This window comes from Sphingomonas sp. S2M10, from assembly GCF_012650175.1.
In the GTDB taxonomy this organism is placed as follows: domain Bacteria; phylum Pseudomonadota; class Alphaproteobacteria; order Sphingomonadales; family Sphingomonadaceae; genus Sphingomonas.
Genome location: NZ_JAAILI010000017.1, coordinates 1 through 22,507 on the forward strand (window position 1 = coordinate 1; position 22,507 = coordinate 22,507).

Annotated in this window: 16 protein-coding genes and 1 pseudogene; 7 read left to right on the forward strand and 10 right to left on the reverse strand. The window is 65.3% G+C overall.

Annotated elements, in window-relative coordinates; genetic code table 11:
* Nucleotides 1-348 precede the first annotated feature (348 nt).
* Complete coding sequence (locus S2M10_RS05700) at nucleotides 349-4,728, reverse strand: CheR family methyltransferase (RefSeq protein ID WP_168845237.1); 4,380 nt, start codon at nucleotides 4,726-4,728, stop codon at nucleotides 349-351.
* Nucleotides 4,729-4,848: 120 nt separating this feature from the next.
* On the opposite strand from S2M10_RS05700, the gene S2M10_RS05705 reads away from it, so the two are divergent.
* Together S2M10_RS05705 and S2M10_RS05710 are read left to right on the forward strand one after the other, a co-directional pair.
* The gene (locus S2M10_RS05705) at nucleotides 4,849-5,235 is read left to right on the forward strand and encodes a response regulator (RefSeq protein WP_168845238.1); all 387 of its coding nucleotides are present in this window, start codon (nucleotides 4,849-4,851) and stop codon (nucleotides 5,233-5,235) included.
* 270 nt (nucleotides 5,236-5,505) lie between these two features.
* A pseudogene (locus tag S2M10_RS05710) lies at nucleotides 5,506-5,841 on the forward strand (M13-type metalloendopeptidase); the annotation flags it as partial.
* 54 nt (nucleotides 5,842-5,895) lie between these two features.
* Here S2M10_RS05710 and S2M10_RS05715 read toward each other — a convergent pair.
* Nucleotides 5,896-8,406, reverse strand: coding sequence for a TonB-dependent receptor (locus S2M10_RS05715; protein ID WP_247650665.1), 2,511 nt, complete (start codon nucleotides 8,404-8,406; stop codon nucleotides 5,896-5,898).
* Nucleotides 8,407-8,554: 148 nt separating this feature from the next.
* Here S2M10_RS05715 and S2M10_RS05720 point away from each other — a divergent pair, with 148 nt between their 5' ends.
* Nucleotides 8,555-9,580, forward strand: coding sequence for a LacI family DNA-binding transcriptional regulator (locus tag S2M10_RS05720; RefSeq protein ID WP_348770535.1), 1,026 nt, complete (start codon nucleotides 8,555-8,557; stop codon nucleotides 9,578-9,580).
* A 20-nt stretch (nucleotides 9,581-9,600) separates the two neighbouring features.
* Here S2M10_RS05720 and S2M10_RS05725 read toward each other — a convergent pair whose 3' ends face one another.
* The 6 genes from S2M10_RS05725 to S2M10_RS05750 form a co-directional block, all read right to left on the reverse strand.
* Nucleotides 9,601-10,728 carry a glycoside hydrolase family 68 protein gene (locus S2M10_RS05725; RefSeq protein ID WP_168845240.1) on the reverse strand — a complete coding sequence of 376 codons (1,128 nt, stop codon included), beginning with the start codon at nucleotides 10,726-10,728 and terminating at the stop codon, nucleotides 9,601-9,603.
* Nucleotides 10,725-12,038, reverse strand: coding sequence for an MFS transporter (locus S2M10_RS05730; protein ID WP_247650666.1), 1,314 nt, complete (start codon nucleotides 12,036-12,038; stop codon nucleotides 10,725-10,727). The genes S2M10_RS05725 and S2M10_RS05730 overlap by 4 nt, the downstream gene beginning before the upstream one ends.
* A 199-nt stretch (nucleotides 12,039-12,237) precedes the next feature.
* Nucleotides 12,238-12,507 carry a hypothetical protein gene (locus S2M10_RS05735; protein ID WP_168845241.1) on the reverse strand — a complete coding sequence of 90 codons (270 nt, stop codon included), beginning with the start codon at nucleotides 12,505-12,507 and terminating at the stop codon, nucleotides 12,238-12,240.
* A gap of 149 nt (nucleotides 12,508-12,656) precedes the next feature.
* Complete coding sequence (locus tag S2M10_RS05740) at nucleotides 12,657-12,905, reverse strand: glutaredoxin (protein ID WP_168845242.1); 249 nt, start codon at nucleotides 12,903-12,905, stop codon at nucleotides 12,657-12,659.
* Nucleotides 12,906-12,956: 51 nt separating this feature from the next.
* Entirely contained in the window at nucleotides 12,957-13,445 is a 489-nt protein-coding gene (locus S2M10_RS05745; RefSeq protein ID WP_168845243.1) for a PIN domain-containing protein, read from the reverse strand.
* Complete coding sequence (locus S2M10_RS05750; RefSeq protein ID WP_168845244.1) at nucleotides 13,446-13,664, reverse strand: type II toxin-antitoxin system prevent-host-death family antitoxin; 219 nt, start codon at nucleotides 13,662-13,664, stop codon at nucleotides 13,446-13,448.
* A gap of 196 nt (nucleotides 13,665-13,860) precedes the next feature.
* Between S2M10_RS05750 and S2M10_RS05755 the strand changes: the two genes are divergently transcribed.
* On the forward strand, nucleotides 13,861-15,225 hold the full coding sequence (locus S2M10_RS05755) for a cation:proton antiporter (RefSeq protein ID WP_168845245.1): 1,365 nt from the start codon (nucleotides 13,861-13,863) through the stop codon (nucleotides 15,223-15,225).
* Between the two features lie 3 nt (nucleotides 15,226-15,228).
* On the opposite strand, the gene S2M10_RS05760 is transcribed toward S2M10_RS05755, so the two are convergent.
* Nucleotides 15,229-16,755, reverse strand: a complete 1,527-nt coding sequence (locus S2M10_RS05760) for a tryptophan halogenase family protein (protein WP_168845246.1) — start codon at nucleotides 16,753-16,755, stop codon at nucleotides 15,229-15,231.
* Nucleotides 16,756-16,982: 227 nt separating this feature from the next.
* On the opposite strand from S2M10_RS05760, the gene S2M10_RS05765 reads away from it, so the two are divergent.
* Genes S2M10_RS05765 through S2M10_RS05775 form a run of 3 tightly spaced genes read left to right on the forward strand, consistent with a single transcriptional unit; the run spans nucleotide 16,983 to nucleotide 21,308 of the window.
* The gene (locus S2M10_RS05765) at nucleotides 16,983-17,543 is read left to right on the forward strand and encodes a PAS domain-containing protein (protein WP_168845247.1); all 561 of its coding nucleotides are present in this window, start codon (nucleotides 16,983-16,985) and stop codon (nucleotides 17,541-17,543) included.
* Entirely contained in the window at nucleotides 17,540-20,986 is a 3,447-nt protein-coding gene (locus S2M10_RS05770; protein ID WP_348770536.1) for a chemotaxis protein CheB, read from the forward strand. The genes S2M10_RS05765 and S2M10_RS05770 overlap by 4 nt, the downstream gene beginning before the upstream one ends.
* Entirely contained in the window at nucleotides 20,955-21,308 is a 354-nt protein-coding gene (locus S2M10_RS05775) for a response regulator (RefSeq protein ID WP_168845248.1), read from the forward strand. The genes S2M10_RS05770 and S2M10_RS05775 overlap by 32 nt, the downstream gene beginning before the upstream one ends.
* Before the next feature lie 26 nt (nucleotides 21,309-21,334).
* Here S2M10_RS05775 and S2M10_RS05780 read toward each other — a convergent pair whose 3' ends face one another.
* Nucleotides 21,335-22,468: an ROK family transcriptional regulator gene (locus tag S2M10_RS05780; RefSeq protein WP_168845249.1), complete on the reverse strand. Its 1,134-nt coding sequence runs from the start codon at nucleotides 22,466-22,468 to the stop codon at nucleotides 21,335-21,337.
* Between the last annotated feature and the right edge of the window lie 39 nt (nucleotides 22,469-22,507).

Sequence of the window (22,507 nt, forward strand, 5' to 3'; positions counted from 1 at the left end):
TCGGCATCTCCAAGCCAACACTCTACGCCTATGTGCGATCGGCCGAGACCAAGCCGGTAGCCGCGTAGCGACGCTCGCCGACAAATAGCGCGATCAGAATGCCGCCACTTAGCGCGAGCGTTTACAGCTCGCTCACGATCGTTCGGGCGGCTCATATCAAACCGGGGTTTGTTGGACGAACCAGTTCAGGCCGCCTTCTGTAGGTCGTCTGGTATGCTGCCGCTCAAATTCTCATAAGGTAACGCGGAACCATCTTTCAAAGAGGGCGCATTACAATACAAACTGTTTTGGAGCTTGTTTGGCGTCGATGTCACCCGCTTTTTTTGTTAGCTTCGGGAGCGCTATCGCTCAACGCTGTAGCGGCCTGTCAACGGTCGGACTTTTGCGTTCGGCGGCGAGAGCCTGTCGAGCAAGTTCCGGCAGTGACCCGGCTCCCATCTTCTGCATCATCGAAGCTCGGTGATTTTCAACGGTTCGCTGGCTGATGCCGAGATCAGCAGCGATGTTTTTGCTAGGGTGACCGGACAGGACGAGATCCATGATTTCGCGCTGGCGCGGCGTTAGCTCCGACACATGGCGCGCCGCCGTTTCCTCAAAACCGTTAACGACGCTCACGTCATGCGATTGCGCGAGCGCCCGCTCGATGCTCGCCATCAACGCGTCCTTGCCGACGGGTTTCTCTATGAAGTCGCACGCACCAGCTTTCATTGCCGAGATCGCCAGCGTGAGGTCACTGCTGCCGGTCAGCATGATGGTGGCCATTGGGCTGCCCATCTCCTTCAAACGTTTAATCAATTCGATCCCGTCGATGCCGGGCAGTCCGGCGTCGAGGAGCACACATCCCTCGCGGTCGGATCGGTACGCGGCGAGATAGGTCTCGGCGTCGGGGAAATCTTCGACCACATACCCATCAGCCTCGAGAACGCCGCGTATCGACATTCGCACTTCCCCATCGGGATCGACTACGATGATCGCAGCGTCTGACGTGGTGGCATGATTCGACGAGGGCTGCTTGTCGTTCGGCTCGCCCTCCCAGAGAAGCGTCTCGATGGCTGCGGTAAGCTCTTTCGCATTTACGGGCTTACTTAATAGCGTGCAATTACTGGCGGCTATCCTCGTCTGGGCCGCGCTGGAGATATCCCCCGTCAGAATGATGGCGGGGACAGGATGATCCAGCAATTCCCGTATATCTCGTATGACGCCGAGGCCGTCCAGCGCGCCCGGCAAATTATAGTCTGCAACGATGAGATCGGGGCGGATCGCGCCTTTAGCCACCAGAGCGAGCGCAGCCTCTCCGTTTGCCGCTTTTCGTACCCGCTGACCGCTCTCCGTCAGCAATTGTTCGAGCAGGTCGCGTACCTCTGTATCATCTTCCACGATGATGATCTTGCCGGTTGGCGAATTGGTGTGTGCCGGTGTGCTCAGCAATCCGGTAATCGCCTTCCTTGCGGCACGCTTGGCAAGCGGGACGCCGATTGAGAAGACCGATCCCTTCCCCAGCGTGGACCTCACGCCAATGTCGTGGTCAAGGAGCGCGCCCAGTCGCTGGACGATCGATAGACCCAGGCCCAGTCCTTTGCTGCGCTCTCGAGCAGCGTTGTCGACCTGATGGAATTCCTCGAAAATAGCGTGCAGTTCATCCTCAGCAATGCCAATGCCGGTATCCCAGATTTCGACCCTTATCTGCCCAACACGCCGGCGGCAACCGAGTAGAATCCGCCCATTCCGCGTATATTTCATCGCATTAGCGAGCAGGTTGCGGATCATCTGTTCGAGCAGGCGCGGGTCGCTATGCACGCGCAAAGGGCAGGGCAGGACGCGCAGGTCAAGCGCCTGCGCCTGAGCCTGATAGGAAAATTCCTCCCGCAACCGGTTGAGCATATCATCAAGGGCGAAATCGACGGATTCGGGATGCACCACGCCTGCCTCGATCTGGTTAATGTCGAGCAGGACGTTGAGCATCGCGGTCATCGCTTCGAGTGTCTCGCCTAGCCGCTCTACCAGCTTCGCCGGCTTTTCCGCTTCCACCGAATGCACGAGTAAGGCCTGAACAAGCGAGAGCGATTGCAGTGGCTGCCGCAAATCGTGGCTGGCCGCTGCCAGGAAGCGCGATTTGGCGATATTCGCCAGTTCCGCCTCGCGCTTCGACGCGCGCAAGGCCTTCGCAGATATTTTACGTTCAGTGATGTCGGTGAAGGTGATGACGACGCCTTCAACCTTCTCGTCGTGCGTATGGTAGGGCAGCATACGCCGCATGAACCAAGTTCCCCCCGGGACCTCAATTTCGTGCTCAATGGCTGCCGCGCCATTGAGCACTTTCCTTGCGTCATCTTCGAGCTGGTCATCGACAGCTAACGCGCGCAGATCGGCCAGTGGTCGGCCTACGTCGCTTGGGATTACGTTGAACACCGCGCGCGTGGCCGGGGTGAAGAAACGGATATTCAGGTCGGGATCAAGGAACAGCGTCGCGACGTCGGTGCTGTAAAGCACGTTCTGCAGATCGTCCGAAGTTGAGCGCTGACGCTCCAGCGTTTCCTGCAGCTGCCCGTTCAACGCGGTCAGCTCCTCATTGAGCGACTGCAATTCTTCCTTTGAGGTCAGCAATTCCTCGTTGGTCGATTGATACTCCTCATTGACCGACAACGCCTCCTCGTTGATGGCTTTCTGCTCTTGGTTCGCTGTCTCTAGGCCTTCGAGCGCGATGCGAAGCTCGTCGCGCGTGAGCGCCAGTTCATGTTCGAGATCGCCGACGCGATCATTCGTCGCCGGGGATTTCGCAACGACGCCGCCCTGCGCGGCCGCCGAATCATCGATGAAGGCGACGAGCAGTAGCTCCTCACCGTCGCCGGTCACAGCCTGAACGTCTATACCGAAGGCGGTGGTGCCGATCCGGCTATGCCCAATGAAAACACGAGGATTTTCTTTGCTGACCCGGCCGATGGCGGCACGCAGCTTCGCTCGCAGCGCCGGCGTCGCCATCTCGAGCAGATCGTGCGACGGATAGCCGGAGGCGACCTGCAGATACCGGTCGGTTGGTCCAAGCGAATACAGACATTTGCCAGCACGATCGATCAAAACCGCAGCCGGCGCGTGGGTCTCCAGCACAAGCCGGCGCGCCAGCTCGGCAAAGCCAGACGCGCGCGTCGGCACATGTTCCGTCGCTCCCGGGGCCTGCCCGGCTTTGTCCGCCGCCGCGCCTACATCGAAATCGGAAAGTCCCAAGCGGCCATGCCCAATCTGGCGATAGATCCGCTCGGTCTTGGCGACCACCTCGAAGCGCCCCGCCGTGCTCCCGATCGTCTCCGCGCTACCCAGTAAAAGCATGCCGCGATTGCGAAGCGCGAAGTGGAACAAGGAGATGACTTTCGCCTGGGCGCGCGGCGTGAGGTAGATCAGAAGGTTACGACACGAGATTAGATCGAGGCGTGAAAACGGCGGATCGGACAACACGTCTTGCACCGTGAACACGATCGCACCGCGCAAATCGGAATTGACGCGGTAGTCGCCGGCTTCTTCCCGCACGAAGAACCGCTTCACTCGCGCTGGCGTGATGTCAACCGTGACGGTGGCGGGATAGACGCCCTCGCGTGCTTTGGAGACGGCGGCGGCGTCTACGTCCGAGGCGAATATCTGCAGCTTGAGCGGGCGCTTGGACGCCGCAATCGCCTCCAAAAACAAGATTGCAATGGAATAGGCTTCCTCGCCAGTACTGCATCCGGCGACCCACACGCGGAGTGGCTGGTCTGTGTCATGATGCTTGACCAGATCGGGGATCACTTGGCTCGCGAGCATGTCGAACGTCTTGGGGTCGCGGAAGAAGGTAGTGACGTTAATAAGCAGGTCCGCAGCGAGCAGATCGCGCTCACCTGCGTCTTTGCGCAACATCGCCAGATATTTCGGCATTGCATCCAGCCGGATATTGGCGAGCCCCATGCGCCTGTCGATGCGGCGTTGCAGCGTCCCAGGCTTGTAGTGTCGGAAATCGTGCGGCGTTTTCTTGCGGAGTTCTTCGATGATCTCGGCGAGCCCAGGGGAGCTGGCGGCGACTGTCGCAGCATTGTCCTTGGCGAAGGTGGCAAGCGCTCCAGGCATTTGATCGATCGGCAAGGTCTCATCAACGAGGCCGGTATCGATAGCGCTGGTCGGCATGGAATTATGTTCGGCTTCCGCTGGATCCTGCGCGATCACGAGGCCACCTCGGTCCCGGATGCTCTGCAAGCCGTCGCTTCCGTCTCCATCAAAGCCTGACAGGATGATCGCAGCAATCGGATGCTCCGTGCCACGCGCCATGGACTTCAGCAGGAAGTCGAACGGCTTGCGAGAGCCTCGCGGCGCATTCGGGGTCGAAAGCCTGAGCACTTCCCCGGACACGGAGAGGTAAGACCCCGAGGGAATCGTATAGACATGGTCCACCTCGATTGCGGCGCCATCGATCGCTTCGGCGACAGGCATTGGCGTGTGCTTGGTCAGCAACTCGGCCATCAGGCTTTTGTGCGTCGGGTCGAGGTGCTGGATCAGGATAAACGCCATGCCCGGCGATTGCGGCAGGGCGTCGATTAGCTTGGTGACGGCGTCCAGACCGCCAGCCGACGCGCCCACCGCCACGATCGGAAAGCTCGCTTTAGCCGCGGACAAAACAGTGCCTTCGGCCAAACGGGTATCGATGCCGTCGGTTTGCTGATCTAGGAACCGGGCTATCGCTTTCGGTTCGCTGGTCGAGGCAACCATAACGAGAGCTTACCACATTCGCGGCAGAACCCGCCATGCTCATTCAGTCAGCGCGCCCGATCCCCCCATGAGTATTTTCCGAACCTATTTTTACGGCCGACATGCCTCCAACATAGCTGCATGACTGCGTTGCGAATCCTCGTCGCTGAAGACAACGCGATGATTGCCATGTTCTTGTCGGACGTGCTGAAAGTGCTCGGACATAATGTCTGCGCCGTCACTGACACCGAAGCTGCGACGGTTGTCGCGGCGTTGTTCCATCGTCCGGACTTGTTGATCGTCGATGACGGTTTGCACGAGGGCAGCGGGCTTGCTGCTGTTAGGGAAATCGAGATGACGCTGCCCGCGCCGCACATCTTCTCGACGGGAGATTGCGAGCGTGTGCTGAAGGCCGAACCCAACGCGATCGTTCTGAAAAAGCCCTTCACGATGCCGGCACTCGTCAGCGCCATCGAACGCGCGATGCGACCTACAACTGCCATCGACCGATCTGCTCTCGCGCTTTGAAGTGTGTTCCGCATCGAAGCGCAGCTGCTAAATTGGCAGATCAGCTGCAACCGAGAACTCTGCCATTTGGTCATTTGGCAGGAGTAGACCGTGGGAGAGGCAGTCTGTTGAAGTTCCGTGGACCAGAACCGACCGACTTGTCGGCGCTCTTTTTAGCTCCACGCGTCGATCGATGCGGAGTGCGCGATGATCTATCAGGAAGAACGGCCGCAATCAGCCAGACTTGATCACCCTTATGTCGGTTTTCTGTTCCGCTGCTACTCAAGCCCCATCAACGGCCGTGCCTCGATGGGCGAGAATATTGGCGATCTCGGCGGCGTGCTGATTGCGCTGGACGCCTATCACGCCTCGCTGGGCGGCAAGCCGGCGCCGGTGCTGGACGGCTTCACCGGCGACCAGCGCTTCTTCCTCGGCTGGGGCCAGGTGTGGCGGACGCTGTTCCGCACCGAGGCGCTGCGCCAGCAGCTGGTCAGCGATCCCCACTCGCCGGGCCAGATCCGCGCGGTGAACCCGCTGCGCAACGTCGATGCCTGGTATGCCGCCTGGAACATCGATCCGAGCCAGAAACAGTATCTGGCACCGGCGGACCGCGTCCGGATCTGGTAAGCGGAATGCAGGAAAGCGGCCGGAGGATTGCGCCTCCGGCCGCCGTCCGGGGAATCAAAATTCAATCCGGACCGAAGTGCTGATCGTGCGACCGTTGATCGAGCGGGCGCGGACGATGCCGTTCGCCGGGATCGCCCCCTCCTCCGCCTCGGTGAAGCCGCGGACGTTGAACAAATTGTTCGCGTTGAGCGACACCAGCAGCTTCGGGATCGGCCGGAACTGGGCGAAGGCGTTGACCTGGGTGTAGCCCGGCAGCTTGAGCTGGTTGTTGTCCTGCGCATAGCTGCTGGTGGTGCCCACCACATTCGCGCCGATCGAGGCGCGGCCGAACTCGACCTGCGGCGTCGCCTGGAAGATCAGCTTCGCCTGGCGACGCGGCGTGTTGCCGACCACGCCGGGGTTGAGCGCGTCGGCGACGATGCGCGAATGGGTCCAGGTGGCACCGGCGGTCAGGCTGAACGGCCCCTGGCGGACCGCGCCATCGAATTCGAGGCCATAGGCCCGATAGGTGCGGTCGATGAACAGTTGCCGCGTCGCCTCGTAATTCTGCTCCTCGGTACGCGCCCAGAAGCCGGTGAGGTTGAGCGTCAGCGGTCCTTCGCGATACTTTACGCCCAGCTCCGCCTGGTTGACGAAGTCGACCGCCGCTGCCGAACTCACCAGATGACCGTCGGTGGTGCTCACCGCCGGCCCAAACAGCAGGCGATCCGCATTGGCGCGGCCGCCGCGGCTGTAGCGCGCGAAGACGGACATGTACTCGACGAAGCGATAGTTGATGCCCGCCGAATAGCTCCAGTAATGATAGCTGTAGTTGACCGGCGCGGGGCTGGTCAGCGGGATCACCGCGACGCGGGTCTCGGCGTCCGAGATCACCCCGTCGCCGTTGATGTCGCGGCTGACGGAGCCGACACGGCCGCCGCCCAGATCGGCACCCGCGATCGAGCCGCTCGCATCGCCGAAGTCATAGCGGACGCTGCCGCCGATCGAGACCTTGCCGAGCTGGTAGTTGAGCGAGGCAAAGGGCGCGTTGACGTTGTAGTCGACATTGTAGCTGCGCCGGCAGCATCCGCCGAAATAGGCGGCGCTGTAGCCGTAGAAGCCGTCCTGGGTGACCGCCGTGCCGTTCGCGCGGCGGACATTGACCAGCGCCGCCCCGCCATTGCCGCGCACATCGGTGAGGATCGAGGTCCATAGCCAATCGGTATCGATCGTCTGGCGCGACTTGTAGAAGCCGGCGGTGGCGGTGAGCTTGCCCGCGCCGACGTCGAACGCCCGGCTCGCGCGCAGATCGTTGGTGATGTTGTCGAGGCTGTTGAGCTTGGTGTCGAACACCACGATCTGTGCGAGCAGGCCGTTGCCGTTCAGCCCGGCGAGGTCGGTGATCGCCCTTCCCGCATCGGGGCCGCTGGCATAGGCGAGCGTCGCCCCTGCCCCGCCCAGCGACGTCGCGACGGCGCTTGCGGAATCGACCGTCGCCGGGAAGTTCGAGATGAAGCGGCCGGAAATGTCCGAATAGCGGAAGCGATCGGTGATCGTCCACCCGGCGAGCGTCGTCTCCGCCTCGAAGCCGATCGACTTGACCAGCGGGCGCTGCCCCTCGCGAACGTCGTCGGTCACCGGATTGTTGTTGCCGTCCAGCGTCACGTTGCGGGTGAAGTTGGGCGTCAGCAGCTGGTCGCGGTTGGAGCGGAAATTGGCCAGGTCCTGATAGGTCGGGTTGCCGTTGGTGCCGGTCACGCGCACCGGCATCGGCAAATAGCCGACCGCGCGGTCGTCGAGGAACTTGCCGTAGAGGCGGATGTGCCCGCCGGTGAATTCCTTGGTTACGTTGAACTTGAACTGGCCGCCCTTGTTGCCGTCATAGCCGATGCGGCGCGGGCCGGTCCCCTGGCGGTAGAAGCCGCCCATGTGGAAGCGCACGCTGTCGGTCAGCCTGGCGCCATAGTCGAAGTCGAGGCGATAGTCCTTGTAGTCGAGCCCGGCGGTGGCCTGCACCGCGCCGCCTTCGGTTTCGCCGGTTTTGGAGATCATGTTGATTACGCCGCCGGGCGAATTCGACGCGAAGGTCGAGGCCGAGCCGCCGCGGATCGACTCCACCTGCGCCAGGTTGAGATCGGCGCGCAGGAAGATGTCCGCATTGCCGAAGGTAATGTCCCCGAATTCGAGCACCGGCAGCCCGTCTTCCTGCAGCTGCAGGAACTTGGCGCCGCCCGAGGCGATCGGCAGGCCGCGGATCGAGATATTGGCATTGCCCTCGCCGCCCGAGCTCTCCGAACGGATGCCGGGCAGCGTCCGGAAGATTTCCGCGACCGAGCGCGGCGCGGCCTTCTGGATGTCGTCGGCCTTGAGCGAACTGGTCGAGATCGCGGTGTCGAGCCGGTCGCGGCCGCGCGCGACGGCGGTCACGACGATCTCGGTGTATCGCGTGGCCTCCGCCTCCTGCGCCGGTGCCACGTCCTGCGGCGGCGGTGTCCCGTCCTGCGCGAGTGCGGGCGCACTCGGGACGGCGAGCATGCTGCCCAGCAGCAGGTGGCGGATGCGACGGGTGCGCGCAGACATGGCCATCGGCCTCTCTCCCTGACTTGGGTTCTCCTTGTGGAAACCCTTCAGCATCGCGTATATCTCACATTGCAATCGATTGCAACAAGCTTCGTAAATGTGCGTAGCAGCCGCGCTTGCGCATGTCGGTCAGAGCGGCCTATCGTCTCTTCCCGTGAGCCACGATGTTCCGCCTTCCGACAGACCGGCCCGCACGCTTGCCGATCTCGCCCGCCTCGCCGGTGTATCGGCCGGCACGGTTTCGCGCGCGCTGGCGGGCAGCAGCCTGGTTAACCCGGAGACGCGCCAGCGCATCCAGGCGCTGGCGGCGGCGCACGACTTTCGCGTCAACCAGATGGCGCGGCGGTTGCGCACGCAGAAGACCGGCGTGATCGGCGTCGTCGTGCCGCTGGGGCACGAGCGCCGCCAGCATCTGTCCGATCCCTTCTTCATGACGATCCTCGGGCATCTCGCCGATGCGCTGACCGAGAATGGATACGACGTGATGCTGTCGCGGATCATTCCCGATGCCGAGGACTGGCTGGAGCGGATCGTCGACTCCGGCATGCTGGACGGCGTGCTGCTGATCGGCCAGTCGGACCAGATGGATGCGATCGAGCGCGTCGCGCGGCGCTATCGCCCGCTGGTCGCCTGGGGCAGCCGCATGCCGGGCCAGGTGCACTGCACGGTCGGTACGGAAAATGTCGCCGGCGGGCGGATCGCCGCCGAACATCTCATCGCGCGCGGCGTGCGGCGGATCGCCTTTCTGGGCGAAATCCGCGCGCCGGAACTGCGCGAACGCTATGCCGGCATCTGCGCCGCCGCCGCCGCCGCCGGACTGCCGGCGCCGCTTCAGCTCGACACGCATATGGCATCCGACATGATGGAGCTGGAAATCGCGGCGCATCTCACCCGCCATCTTGATCGGATCGACGGCATCGCCGCGGGGTCGGACATGATCGCGATGACGACGCTGCGGGTACTCGCCGACCAGGGCATGGCGGTGCCCAGCGATGTACCGGTGATCGGCTATGACGATCTGCCGCTCGGCCTGCAGACCGTGCCGCGGCTCACCACCGTGCGGCAGGACATCGCGCGCGGCGCCCGCGCCATGGTGGAGCGCCTGTTCGCGCGGATCGCCGGGCAAGAGGCCAGCCCCCTGGTGATGCCGCCCCAGCTGGTGGTGCGGGATTCGGCCTAGTCCGATCGCCTCCGTCCCGCTCAGGTCGACAGCGTCACGCGGTCTCCATCGAAGGCCAGGAGAAAGAAGGGCGCGGGGGCGCCGCCAAAGGCGCGACGGCGCTGCGCGACCTCTGCCAGGCTGTCCAGCCGGTCGGGCGCTATGCCGGGATAGTCGCGAAAGCTGAGCACATAACCATCGGCGGTAACCCACCAGCAATAAGCCTGGGCCGGCGCTTGCGGCGGGTTCGCCGCGACCAGGCCCGTGCCATTGGCGGGCCGCCAGGGCCCCGCCATGCGCTCCGCGACCATCGCGTACAGCCCGGTCGGCGCGGTGATCCCCGTGGCGAACCGGCGCGCCTGCGTGCTCCAGAACAGATAGTAACGCCCGTCGCGCACGACGATGTGCGGGCGCTCCAGCTCGCTGTTGACGTCGATCGCGGAGAGGAGCGGAGGGTCGAGCCGCCAGGCGTCGTCGCTCCGCCGTGCCACCCCGATCACGCCGTTGACGCGGGCATCGCTCCAGGCCGCGTTGGCGGTGAACAGCACATATGCCGCGCCGTCCGCCGGATCGCGGAAAAAGCCCGGGTCGCGGAACCCCTGGATGCCGTGCGGCGGCGCCACCGTTTCGTTCGCGATCGTGTAGACCGCGCCGTCGGCGGCGACGATCTCCTCGGGAGGGCTCCAGTCGCTGAGGTGCGCGGCATCTCCGTCGACATGGAAGCGTCCGCGGCTGACGAACAGCCGCTGCTCGAACGAGGTCGCCTCGCCGCGGCGCCCGGCGGCGGTGAAATAGTGCGACAGCGTGACGCCGTCCTCCTCCAGCACCGCCGAGCCGGACCATTCGCGCGATCCGGGGGTGAAGCCGTCGGGAAAGGCGTCGCCATGATCGCGCCACACGCCGTCCCCGCCGATGCTCGTCAGGCGGATGCGGGCGACATCGTGCCTGGCTTCGGGATCGTCGAGGCGTGGTGCCGCGAGGAAGAACCACCAGCTTCGGCCGCCACGCAGCACGGTGCGGCCATCGGCGTCTGCGATCGGCCACATGTCCCAATAGTCCAGATCCGCCACCGGCGACCACGCGCCGGGGCGCAGCGGCGGGATCGCCGCGCCGGTCTGTCGGGCGATTCCCGCGAGCGCGGTTCGCGTCCATTCCGCCCGCGCGGTCATGCCGGCTTCCGGTCCCGAACGGTCCACACCGCCAGCGCGGCGCAGAACATCAGTCCGCCGCACAGCCGCAACACGTTGCGCGCGTCCCCGCCGAGCAGGGGCGCGTAGAAAAAGGGCAGGCTGATCGAGAAGAGCAGCATCGGAATGACGATCATCATGTTGAAAATGCCCATATAGACCCCGGTCCGTTCGGGCGGGATCGATCCGGCGAGGATGACATAGGGGTTGCCCATCATGCTCGCCCAGCCGAGCCCCAGCCCGATCGCGGGCAGAAACAGCAAAGCCTTGTCCTGCACCTGCGGCAGCCACAGCATGCCGAGCCCTGCGCAGACCAGGCAGGCGGCGTGCAGCCGTGCCGCGCCGATCTTCCGCGCGATCGGCACCATCGCGAAGGCGGCGACGAAGGCGACGGCGTTGTAGAAGGCGGCGATCTCGCCATTGGTGAGCACCGCGGCGCGGAATCCCGGCGCGGTCGACTCCGCCGTGCCGTAGACCGACCGCGCGATGGCGAGGATCACATAGGTCCAGTACGCCATCATCGCATACCATTGGAACAGGCTCATCAGCGCCAGCTTGCGCATCGCCGGGGGCATGGCGCGGATCGCCGCGCCGATTTCCGCGAGCGTCGCGCCCAGCGACTTGGGCTGTGCGGCGATATGGGCCCGCTCGGTCGGGGTCAGCGGCAGTTCGGGTACCCGCAGGACCGACCACAGGATCGTGCCCAGTGCGAGCACCGCGCCGACCATGAAGGCGACCCGGGCGGTATAGGGAATGTTGTGCGAATCCACCCAATCCTGGTTCATCCCCGCCCAGACGAGCAGCGACGGCGTGAGGAACGCGAGCATCTGCGCCAGCCCGGTGAACGCGCTCTGGGTAAGGAAACCGAGCCCGTGCTGACTGGGATCGAGCCGATCGGACACATAGGCGCGATACGGCTCCATGGTGATGTTGTTGCCCGCATCGAGCAGCCACAGCAGCGACACCGCCATGACGATCGAACTGCTGAGCGGCATGAAGAACAGCCCCAGCGAACACAGCACCGCGCCGATGAGGAAATAGGGGGTACGCCGACCCCAGCGGCTGGCGGTTCGGTCGCTCATCGCACCGATGATCGGCTGGACGAGCAGCCCGGTCATCGGCCCGGCCAGCTGCAGCAGCGGCAGCGATGCCTCCGACGCGCCGAGATAGGAATAGATCGGCGCCATGTTGCCCTGCTGCAGCCCGAAGCTGAACTGCAGGCCGAGAAAGCCGAGATTCATTTCCAGGATGCGCCACAGCGGGAGGCGCGGCTTGCGGTCAGCAGGGTTCATCGTCGCGCCTCTCCACCCGACCAGTCTGTTCTGTGCCGACTTTATGGAACGTTACGACCTTGGAAGCAACAATCGATTGCAAATCGACGTGTAAGGGAGCGGCGCGCACGCAAAAGGGCGCCCGCTTTCGCGAGCGCCCTTCGCTAGGGCCCGCCGCCTGCGTGGGAACGGCGGGAACCCGGACCGGAAAGCTCCGGAATTACATCCCGTTGTGCAGATTGGTGTCCGCATCGTGGGTGCGCATGTCCTTGGCCTTGGCGTCGCCCTCGGCGCGCACGGCCTCGGCCTGGTTCTGCAGATTGTCCTCGGCCGCATCGGTGGTGGCGTTACCGGCCATCGCCTCGATGTTGTCGGCACGCGCCTCGGCATTCGCCTCGATGTTGTCGGCGGCCTGCTCACGCGGCGTGTTGTTGCACGCCGAGAGAGCGATCAGGCCGGCAGCGGCGCCGAGCACGAGCATCTTCTTCATCATCATTGCCCTTTACGTTGGTACGGTCGAAAAAAACCGTTGTCGGAAAAGCGTTGGGAGCGAAAATCAACGACGCGGCGCTTTGTTCCGAGGCTGTAACACGAACGGGACGAACCGAGTGCGTCCGCGCAGCTCGTGGCATGCGGCGCCTAGCGGCTCGCCAGCGCATGGGCGAGCGCGTCGCTGCCGTCGAACCGTTCCTCGCCCAGGAAGATCACCGGGGTGGTAGCGACGCCGAACTCGGCCTTCACCGCATCCACTTCACCCCGCGTCCGCAGCACGCGGTCGTCGATATCGTAGCCCCGCTCGAGCAGCAGCTCGCGGGCATGCAGCCCGAACGGGCAGACATGATCCGGCAATTCCATCCGGTACAAGGTCGCGCGCTTCTCGTCGGCCATTGCATTCTCCTTTTCAGACAAATGCTTGGGACGCCTACCGGTTGCACGAAGTCAGCTGCGGAGGAACAGGCTGCGGAACCAGAGCGGGCCGCTGCGCGCGGCGGCCGCCCGCCAGTCATCCACCGCCTCCTCGGGATCGTAGCGCCGCGGATCGAACAGCTTCAGCCGCACCCCGCGATAGGCTGCGGCGTCATAGGTCACCAGCGTCAGCGCATGTTCGAGCGCGGTCGCGGCGATCAGCGCGTGGCGGTCGCTCGCCAGCGGCACCTGGCCCCGCCGCCGCGCGACCGCGATGTCCACGGGCAGGAGCTGGCTGCCGAACGCCGGCACAAGCTGGTCGTCGATCCAGCGGCGGATCGACGTCGCGCCCTCACCGCGCGGTGCCCGTGCAGCCAGCGCCTCCACCTCCGCCAGCGCCAGTACGGAAAGGAACAGCTGCTCGCGCGGCGCCCCGCCCGCCCAGGCGGTCAGCCTCGGATCGGCGCCGCCGCCGCGCGCCTTACGCAGATCGAGCAGGACGGGCGTGTCGAGCAGGTACATTCACCAGCGTCCCGGCTCGCCGTCGAGGGCGAAGGGCGCGGCTTCGGCCAGCGCATCGACAATGCTTTCGCGCTCGCCGCTGAAGGCACGGAAACTGGCGATGCTCATGAGCACATGGGTGGGTCTGCCGCGGTCGGTGATGAACACCGGCTCGATACGCGCGAATCGCTTCGCGGCGCTGACGTCCTGGTTGAATTCGCGGCTGGTCAGTACCTTCATCGCCGGGGTCCGTCCGTCCCAACAGTGCCGTAGAATTGTAGGTACGTACCTACCTTGTGGATGCTCGGCAACACTCCGTCGTCCGATCATGGAAAAGTACAAGCGGCCGCGAATCGATGCTTGCGGCGCGGCCACGAAGCGGCTTGCTGGGCCATCGCGCCGGTGCACGAGATGCCGCGCGCCCGAGGGGATCCGAATGAACGAGCTGCTGACCGGCGCCTGGCACGCGCTGACCGACGTCCTCAACCCGCACGGTCCGGCCGTGCAGGCCGCCAAGACCTATGCACCCGGTGATTTCAGCATTCATTTCTTCCTGCAGCTGGCGATCATCCTGTTTGCCTGCCGGGTGGTCGGCTGGGCCGGGCAGAAGTTCCTGAAGCAGCCCCAGGTCGTGGGCGAGATGATCGCCGGCGTGGTGCTCGGCCCCTCGCTGCTGGGTCTCTTGCTTCCCGATCTGCAGCTGGCGATCTTTCCCAAGGAAACCCGCAATCTGCTGTATGCCGGCGCGCAGCTGGGCGTGGGACTCTACATGTTCATGGTGGGCCTGACGCTGCGCCTCGATCATTTCCGCTCCAAGGCGAAGAGCGCGGCGGGCGTTTCGGCCGCCGGCATTGCCGCCCCCTTCCTGCTCGCGGCGCTGATCACGCCCGCCCTGCTCACGGTCCCCGGGCTGTTCACGCCGGGCATCAGCCAGGCCAATGCGACGCTGTTCATGGGCGCCTGCATCGCGCTCACCGCCTTCCCGATGCTGGCGCGGATCATCAATGAGCGCGGGCTCGCCAACTCGGCGCTCGGCACCTTGTCGCTCACCGCGGGCGCGTTCGACGATGCCGCGTCCTGGTGCGTGCTCGCGCTCGTGCTGGCCACCTTCGGGGCGGGCCCCGGCGTGGCGGTGCTCGCGATCGGCGGGGCGGTGCTCTATGCGGGCTTCATGCTGGTGTTCGGACGGCGCCTGCTGGCGCCGCTCGGGCGGATCGTCGAGGCACGCGGCGAGATGACCATGCCGATCCTCGCGGTCACGATGATGCTGTTCTGCACCTCCGCCTTCTTCATGGATGCGATCGGCATCCATGCGATCTTTGGCGGCTTCCTGATGGGTGTGTGCATGCCGCGCGGGCTGTTCGTCGAGGAGCTGAAGCGCAAGGTGGAGCCGCTCGCCGTCGTCCTGCTGCTGCCGATGTTCTTCACCTATTCGGGCCTCAACACCCGGATGGACATGGTCAATTCGCCGTCCCTCCTGCTGATCGCACTCGGCATCCTGGCAGTGTCCGTCCTCGCCAAGTTCGGCGCCTGCTGGGCGGCGGCGCGGATCGCCGGCGAGGATAACCGCACCGCGCTGGGCATCGGCGCGCTGATGAACGCCCGTGGGCTGATGGAGCTGATCATCATCAATATCGGCCTGCAGAAGGGCATCATCGGTCCGACCCTGTTCTCGATGCTGGTGCTGATGGCGATCATCACCACCGTGATGGCGACACCGCTGTTCGAGGCGGTCTATGGCCGCCAGGCGCGCGAGCGCGGCGAGCTGGACGCGATCGACGGGGGGCTCGCCGCCGTCTGACCGTCAGCCGGCAAGCTGGCGGATCAGCTCGCGGTGGCCGGGCAGATCCGCCACCGCCTGCTCGCCGAAGCTGCGGATGCGCGCGAACTGGCGCGCCGCCGCCTCGGCATGGGGGAAGCCGTCGCGGGCGGCGGCGAGATCGGTGGAAAAGTCCATCCCGTAGAGGATGTACTGATAGTTGAAGAAGGCGAAGCTCTCGACGTCGAGCAGGAAGTCGAAGCGGCTCGGCGGGCGATGCCGCCATTGCTCCAGCAGTGCCCGGAGCGTTTCGGGGATCGAAGCCGGATCGCGATTGTCCCGCCAGAACGGCTCCTCGCGCCGGCTGAGGCAATAATGAAGCTTCAGGAAATCGACGATCCGGGCATAGCGCGCCGCCATCAGCGCGTTGAAGCGCGCGGCCGGGGCATCGACCGGGCCGGCATGGGGGAACAGCTCGGCGATCATGGCCGCCGCCGCCTCGATCAGCACCACGCCGGTCGCCTCCAGCGGCTCCAGGAAGCCGCCGGAAAGGCCCACGGCCACGCAGTTCTTCACCCAGGGCGCGCGGCGATAGCCGGGATCGAAACGGATCAGCCGCGCGTCATGCGGTGCACCGCCGAGATGCTTGTCGAGGATCTCCGCGGCGCGCTCCGCGTCCAGATGCGCCGAGGAGAAGACGCAGCCGATCCCGCGTGCATGCTGCAGCCCGATGTCCCAGGTCCACCCGGCCTCGTGCGCGGCGGCGATGGTCGTCGTCGCGATCGGCGCTTCGGGATCGGCATAGGGCAGTTTGCAGGCGAGCGCGCGATCGGTGAACAGCTGGTGCCGCACCGAGGTGAAGGGCGATCCCATCGCCTTTCCGATCAGCGCGGCCTCGAAGCCCGAGCAGTCGATATAGAGATCGGCGGCGAGCGCGCCGTGCTCGCGCGTCTCGATCCGGTCGATGGCGCCGTCAGGGTCGGTATGGGCGTGAAAAACCTCACCCTCCAGATGCACGACGCCGAGTTCGATCGCCCGTTCGCGCAGCATCTGCGCCAGCCGCACTGCGTCGAAATGATAGGCATAGGTGAGCGGGCCGCCATAGCCCGCCTCTTCCACGCGCTTCGGCGCCCGACCCTGCGCCGCGACACGATTCTGGATCGTCATCGCCTCGGCGAAGGGCGGTCGCGCCGCGGCCGGTTGCAACAGCCAATAGGGGACCAGCCCGGCACCATCGGCGTGAAACGGCGCCTCGAAGGGGTGGAGAAAGCGGTGGCGCGCGCCGTCGGGCCGCGGCGCATGCAGCCAGTCGTCGAAGCGTATCCCCTGCTTGAAGGTGGCGCCGGCGGCGCGCACGAAGCGGCGTTCGTCGATGCCGAGGAATTGCAGTGTCTCGCGGATCGTCGGGAACCCGCCTTCTCCGACGCCGACGATACCCAGCGCCGGCGATTCGAGCACCGTGATCGAGAAGCGCTGCTGGCGCGCGACATCAAGGTACCGCGCGAGATAGGCGGCGGTGAGCCAGCCGGCCGTACCGCCGCCCAGGATCAGGATCCGCCGCATCGGGTTCATGGCCGCTTTGCTACGGCCCTGCGCGGCGCGGGGCAATGACAACAATGCGGTTAGCGGCGCAACAAAAGGCCCGGCCACATCGTATCGCAAGCGGAATAAATTGGCGTTGTCAATGTTTTGACATGCGCAAGCCTGTTGCAATCGCTTGTTTCGCTACCCGTTTGGCCATATCCTGGATCAGTTGTCGGGACAGGTCGTTCTGCTTCCCTAATGAGGCTTCAGCAGACATGACTCCGGACGAACTCCCACAGCCGCTCCGCGACTATTTCGAAAGCTCGCCTGTGGCCCTGTCGCTCGGCGAGGCGACGGGGGATCATCCGCTGCTGCTCACCAATCAGCGGTTCCGCGACCTTACCGGCTATGCAACAAGCGATATCATCGGGAAGAATTGCCGGTTTCTTCAAGGCGATAGCGATAATCGGGAAGCGCGGGTCCGCATTCATGCCTTTCTCGGCGACGATGCGCAGACCAGCGTGCGCACCGCCATCCTCAACTTCCGCAAGGACCGCACGCCGTTCGTCAATCTCCTCTACATGTCCAAGCTGCGTGCGATCACCGGTGAGGTGCGCTATATCTTCGCCTCGCAGTTCGACGTCAGCCGAACCCAGCCCGACCGGCTGAGCGACTATGATGCGGCGCTGGGGCAAACGATTGCGCGACTCGCCCCCGTCGTTGCGGAGAGCGGGATTGCGGTGGAAGGCACGCTGATCACCATCGCCAACACGGCGGCGACGATCGCGCAGGCAAAGATGACGCTGGCCGATCTCGACAAGAGCAGCTTCCTGTGAACGCGCCCTTCGAGATTGGTGCCGCCGCGCTGCCGGTGGTAGGGATCGGCGCTTCCGCAGGCGGACTGGAAGCGCTGCGCGAGATGCTCGCCCCCGCGCGGGCGCCCACCGGCATGGCGTTCGTTATCGTGCAGCATCTCGATCCCAATCACGAGAGCATGCTGGCGCAGCTGCTCGATCGCCAGACCAGCCTGGAAGTGCTCCAGTGCGAAGGCGGCGAGCGGATCGAGGCGGACAAGGTCTATATCATCCCCCCGGGGCATGGCCTGGCGATCCGCGGCGGTACGCTGGAACTGACCGATTTTGCCCAACCCCGCGGCCTTCGCCGCCCGATCGACGATTTCTTCCTGTCGCTCGCCGCCGACCAGCAGGGCAATGCGGCCTGCGTGATCCTCTCCGGCACCGGCGCGGACGGCACGATCGGGCTGCGCGCCGTCAAGGAACATGGCGGCGTGTGCCTGGTGCAGGAGCCGGAGAGCGCACGCTATGACGGCATGCCGCTGTCGGCGGTGGGCACCGGCCTGGTCGATTTCGTCAAGGCACCGGGGCAGATGCTCGATTGCCTTCACGCCTTCTTCCACCGCAGCGGCGGGGAGGAGCAGAAGGAAGAGGCGTCGCTCGTCGCCGACCATGTCGACGAACTGTGCAAGGTCCTCCGCACCGCCGTGGGGCACGACTTTTCCGGCTACAAGCGCACCACGCTGATCCGGCGGATCGAGCGGCGGATGCATGTGCTGGGCATTACCAGCGGCCGTACCTATCTCGCGCGCGCCAAATCGGATTCCGACGAGTGCGAGGCGCTGTTCCGCGACCTGCTGATCAACGTCACCCGCTTCTTCCGCGATGCCGACCTGTTCGATCGCCTGCGCACCCAGGTGATCGAGCCGCTGATGCGCAGCTGGACGGGCGAGGAGGACATCCGCGTCTGGATTCCCGGCTGCTCTTCGGGAGAAGAGGCCTATAGCATCGCCATGCTGTTCGCCGAGGCGGCGCGCAAGCTCGCCTTGCCCTCCACCGGCGTGCAGATCTTTGCGACCGATATCGACGAGCAGATGCTGCAGATCGCGCGCAACGGGGTCTATCCCATTTCCGCGCTGGTCGATCTGCCGCCGCCGCTGCGCGAACGCTACACGCTGCCGCATACCGAGCGCTTCCAGATCGTGCCGCAGATCCGCGACATGATCCGCTTTTCCAACCATAGCCTGGTCAAGGATCCGCCCTTCTCGCGGATCGATCTGGTATCGTGCCGCAACCTGCTGATCTACTTCGACGATCGCCTGCAGCAGACGGTGATGCCGCTGCTCCATTATGCGATCCGGCCGGAAGGCTATCTGTTCCTGGGACCGTCGGAGACGATCGGCCGGTTCGACCATCTGTTCCCCGCGATCGACGGCCAGGCGCGGATCTTCCAGCGCTCGCCGGGGGCACCCAACTATCCCATCGACCTGCCGGGCAGCGCGCGTGCACGCAGCCCGCGCGAGGACCGGCACGAGCGCCAGGCGGGCCGTGTCGGTGCCGAGGAAACCGCGGCGGTCCGCCGGCTGATCGATCGCTACGCCCCCGCCAGCCTGGTGCTCGACCAGGAAGGCGTGATCATCGCTGCCTATGGGCGTCTCGGCCGCTATTTCGACTTCCCCGTCACCCGCACCGGCGGATCGAGCGCGATCGGCCTCGCCCGCCCGGGCCTGCGCAACGTGCTGGGCCCGCTGCTCCGCGCCGGCCGCGACAAGCGCAAGCGGGTGGTGGCACGTGACGTGACCGTCGATTCAGAATATGGCAGCCAGGCGATCGACGTGGTCTGCGATCCGATGCCCGACGGCACCTTGCTGTTCGTATTCCGCGAGACCGCGCCCTTCCGCCCGGCGCTGGACGAGGACACCGCCGAGCTCGACGCCGGCGACGATCATCTCGATGCGCTCGAGGACGAGCTCCGCGTCACCCGCCACCGCCTGCGCACCACGGTGGAGGAATTGGAGACCGCGAACGAGGAGCTGAAGAGCTCCAACGAAGAAATGATGTCGATGAACGAGGAGCTCCAGTCGACCAACGAGGAGCTGTCCACCGTCAACGACGAGCTGAAGAGCAAGGTCGATCAACTCACCGTCGCCAATTCGGACCTGCGCAATTTCTTCGAATCGACCGATCTCGCGGTGGTGGTGCTCGACGCCGATCTGCGCATCCGCAGCTTCACCGAGGCGGCGACCGCGCTGTTCCCGCTCCAGCCGAGCGACCGCGGCCGCCCGCTGGCGGATGTCGCCAGCCGGCTGTCTGGCAGCGACTATCTGGCCGATGCGCGCGCGGTAATCGCCGGCGAAGGCGCGCTCCAGCGCCGGGTGACGACCCAGGATGGCAGCCGTACCCTGTCGATGCGCACCCTGCCCTATCGCGCGCAGAACGGCACCACCGACGGCGCCACATTGGTGCTGACCGACATCACCGACGCGCTGTCGCTCGAACGCGCGCTGGCCGCCGAGCGCGAACGGCTCGACATGGCGATCCGCGCGGGCGGCATCGCGGTGTGGGAATATCGCGTCGATACCGGCGAGACGGTGGTCGATGATCATGCCCGCCATGTGCTCGGCATTCCCGACAGCACGGCGCTCGACGACCCGGAGGCGCGGCTCGACCGGCTGCATCCGGAGGACCGCCCCCGCTTCGACGCCGAACTCGCCCAGGTAATCGCCGAGGGCGGCGACCTGGAGATCAGCTACCGCATCCTCGACGGCGAAGCGGTGCGAAGGATCAAGACATTCGGCCGCATGGTCAGCGATTCCGGCCCGCGCAGGCTGGTCGGGGTCTCGATCGACGTCACCCCCGAATATGCCTTGGCCGAGACGCGCGAGCTGATGCTGCGCGAGATGAACCACCGGGTGAAGAACCTGTTCGCGATCGTCAGCGGGATGATCTCGGCCGGCGCCCGCAGCCATGACGACGTGACGCGCTTCGCCAACGACATGCGCGAGCGGATCGCGGCGCTGGGCCGTGCCCATTCGCTCGCCGCGCCGGCGGGTGCGCTGCAATCGATCGACCTGGCAGAGCTGGTCGCGGCGACGCTTGCACCATATCGGGATCATGCCGCCATCGAAATAACGGGACCGGCAGTCAAGATTCATCGGACCTGTTTGTCCCCGCTTGCGTTGATGCTGCACGAATGGGCGACGAACGCGGTCAAATATGGGGCACTCGGTGCGAATGGTGGGGAACTCACCGTCGTGTGGAGCCGTGTGCCCGATGGTGTTCGGCTCGATTGGCGCGAAACCGGAGATCGGCCCGTTTCGGTGGAATCGGGCACCGGCTTCGGCACGATTCTGGTACAAACCTCATCGCGCCAGCTGGGCGTGACCGTCACTCGATCGGCGGAGGACCATGTCTTCGCCATCCAAATCCATCTGCCTGCGAAAGTGCTTGCGAATGACGAAGACGGTGATGCTCATCGAGGATGAGCTGTTCGTGGCGCTGGATGTGCAGGATGTGGTGGAAGAAGCCGGCTTCGCGGTGGACGGCCCCTATGTCTCGGTGGCGGAGGCGCTCGAAGCGGTGGCGAACCATCTGCCGGGCTGCGCGATCCTCGACGTGCGGCTGACCGACGGCGAAGTATTCCCCGCCGCCGACGTGCTGCGCGACGCGGGCGTGCCGATCATCTTCCATTCGGGCCATGCCGATGCGACCTCGCTGCGCGGTCGCTATCCCCACGCGCTGGTCTGCTCGAAGCCCTGTTCGCCGAGCGCGCTGCGTGCCGCGGTGGAGACCGTGTTCGGGCGCTGAGGCAGTGCTGACTCGCTAGCGGTCTGTCACAGGCGCTCGACCGAGGCGTGGATCGGCAACAGCGCCGCACCCAGCGCGGAACCGGCCCCGCCCAGGCCAGAGATTTCGATCGCGTAGCGCCCCCGTGTCCGCGCCGCGACATGGTCGCCCCAGGTGATCGCGCGGCCGTTCAACCGATCGGCCAGGCCGTGCATGATCGGCGCGGGCAAGGGGCTCATCAGCCGGATGGCGCCGGGATCGAACCAGGCCAGCGCAGAGTTGATCGCCTGGAGAAGCTGGTCGGCGGCCCGCTCCAGCCAGCCTTCGATCGTCGCCTCATGTCCCGCAATCGCATCGGCGAAATCGGCCAGCGATTCGACCCGACAGCCGGCCGCCTGCAGCGTCGCGATCAGGTCCAGCGTGGTCGGGCGCGGGCGATCGCCGGGATAGAACATGCCGATTTCCCCCGCACCGCCCAGTTCGCCGCGCATCAACCGGCCTTCATGGACGATCCCCGCGCCTACGCCGTGCCCGAGCAGGATCACCACCGCCGTCGTGCAGCGTCCGATCAGGCCGCCCAGATAATATTCCGCCAGCGCCGCGGCGGTGGCGTCATTCTCCATCCAGACGGGCAGACGCAGCGTCTCCTCGAAAATCGTCCGCAGCGGCGCATCCTTCCAGCCCGGCAGGTTGCGCACGACGTGCCAGCGGTTGCCGTCGCCCGAAAGCGCCGGCCCCGGCACGCTGAAGCCGACGCCGTAGATGCGGCTGCCCAGCAGGCGATGCTCCAGCGCGAGATCGTGGATGCGACGGTCCACATGCCGGGCGAAGCAATGCGGGTCTGTCGGCGCCAACTTTTCCGAGGTCAACGACACCACTCCCCCGGCATAATCGACCAGCGCGATTTCCAGCAGGCCGGCATAGATCGCCACGCCCACCGCATAGCCGCCGGCCGGCGAAATGCGCAGCGGCACCGTCGGCCGGCCGCGACCTGCCAGCGCCTCGGCCGGCAGTTCCTCCACCAGCCCCTGCGCGAGAAGCCCCTTGGACAGCTTGGAAACCGCACCGTTGCTGATCTGCAGCGCATCCGCCAGCGCCGAGCGCGATTGCGGCCCGCCGGTTCGGAGTTGCCGAAGCAGGCGTTTCTCCTCGTCGAGCAGCAGGATCGCGGAGTGTCTCATCTTCGGTAGCGGATAGCAGCACGCCGATGGGTTCGCGAT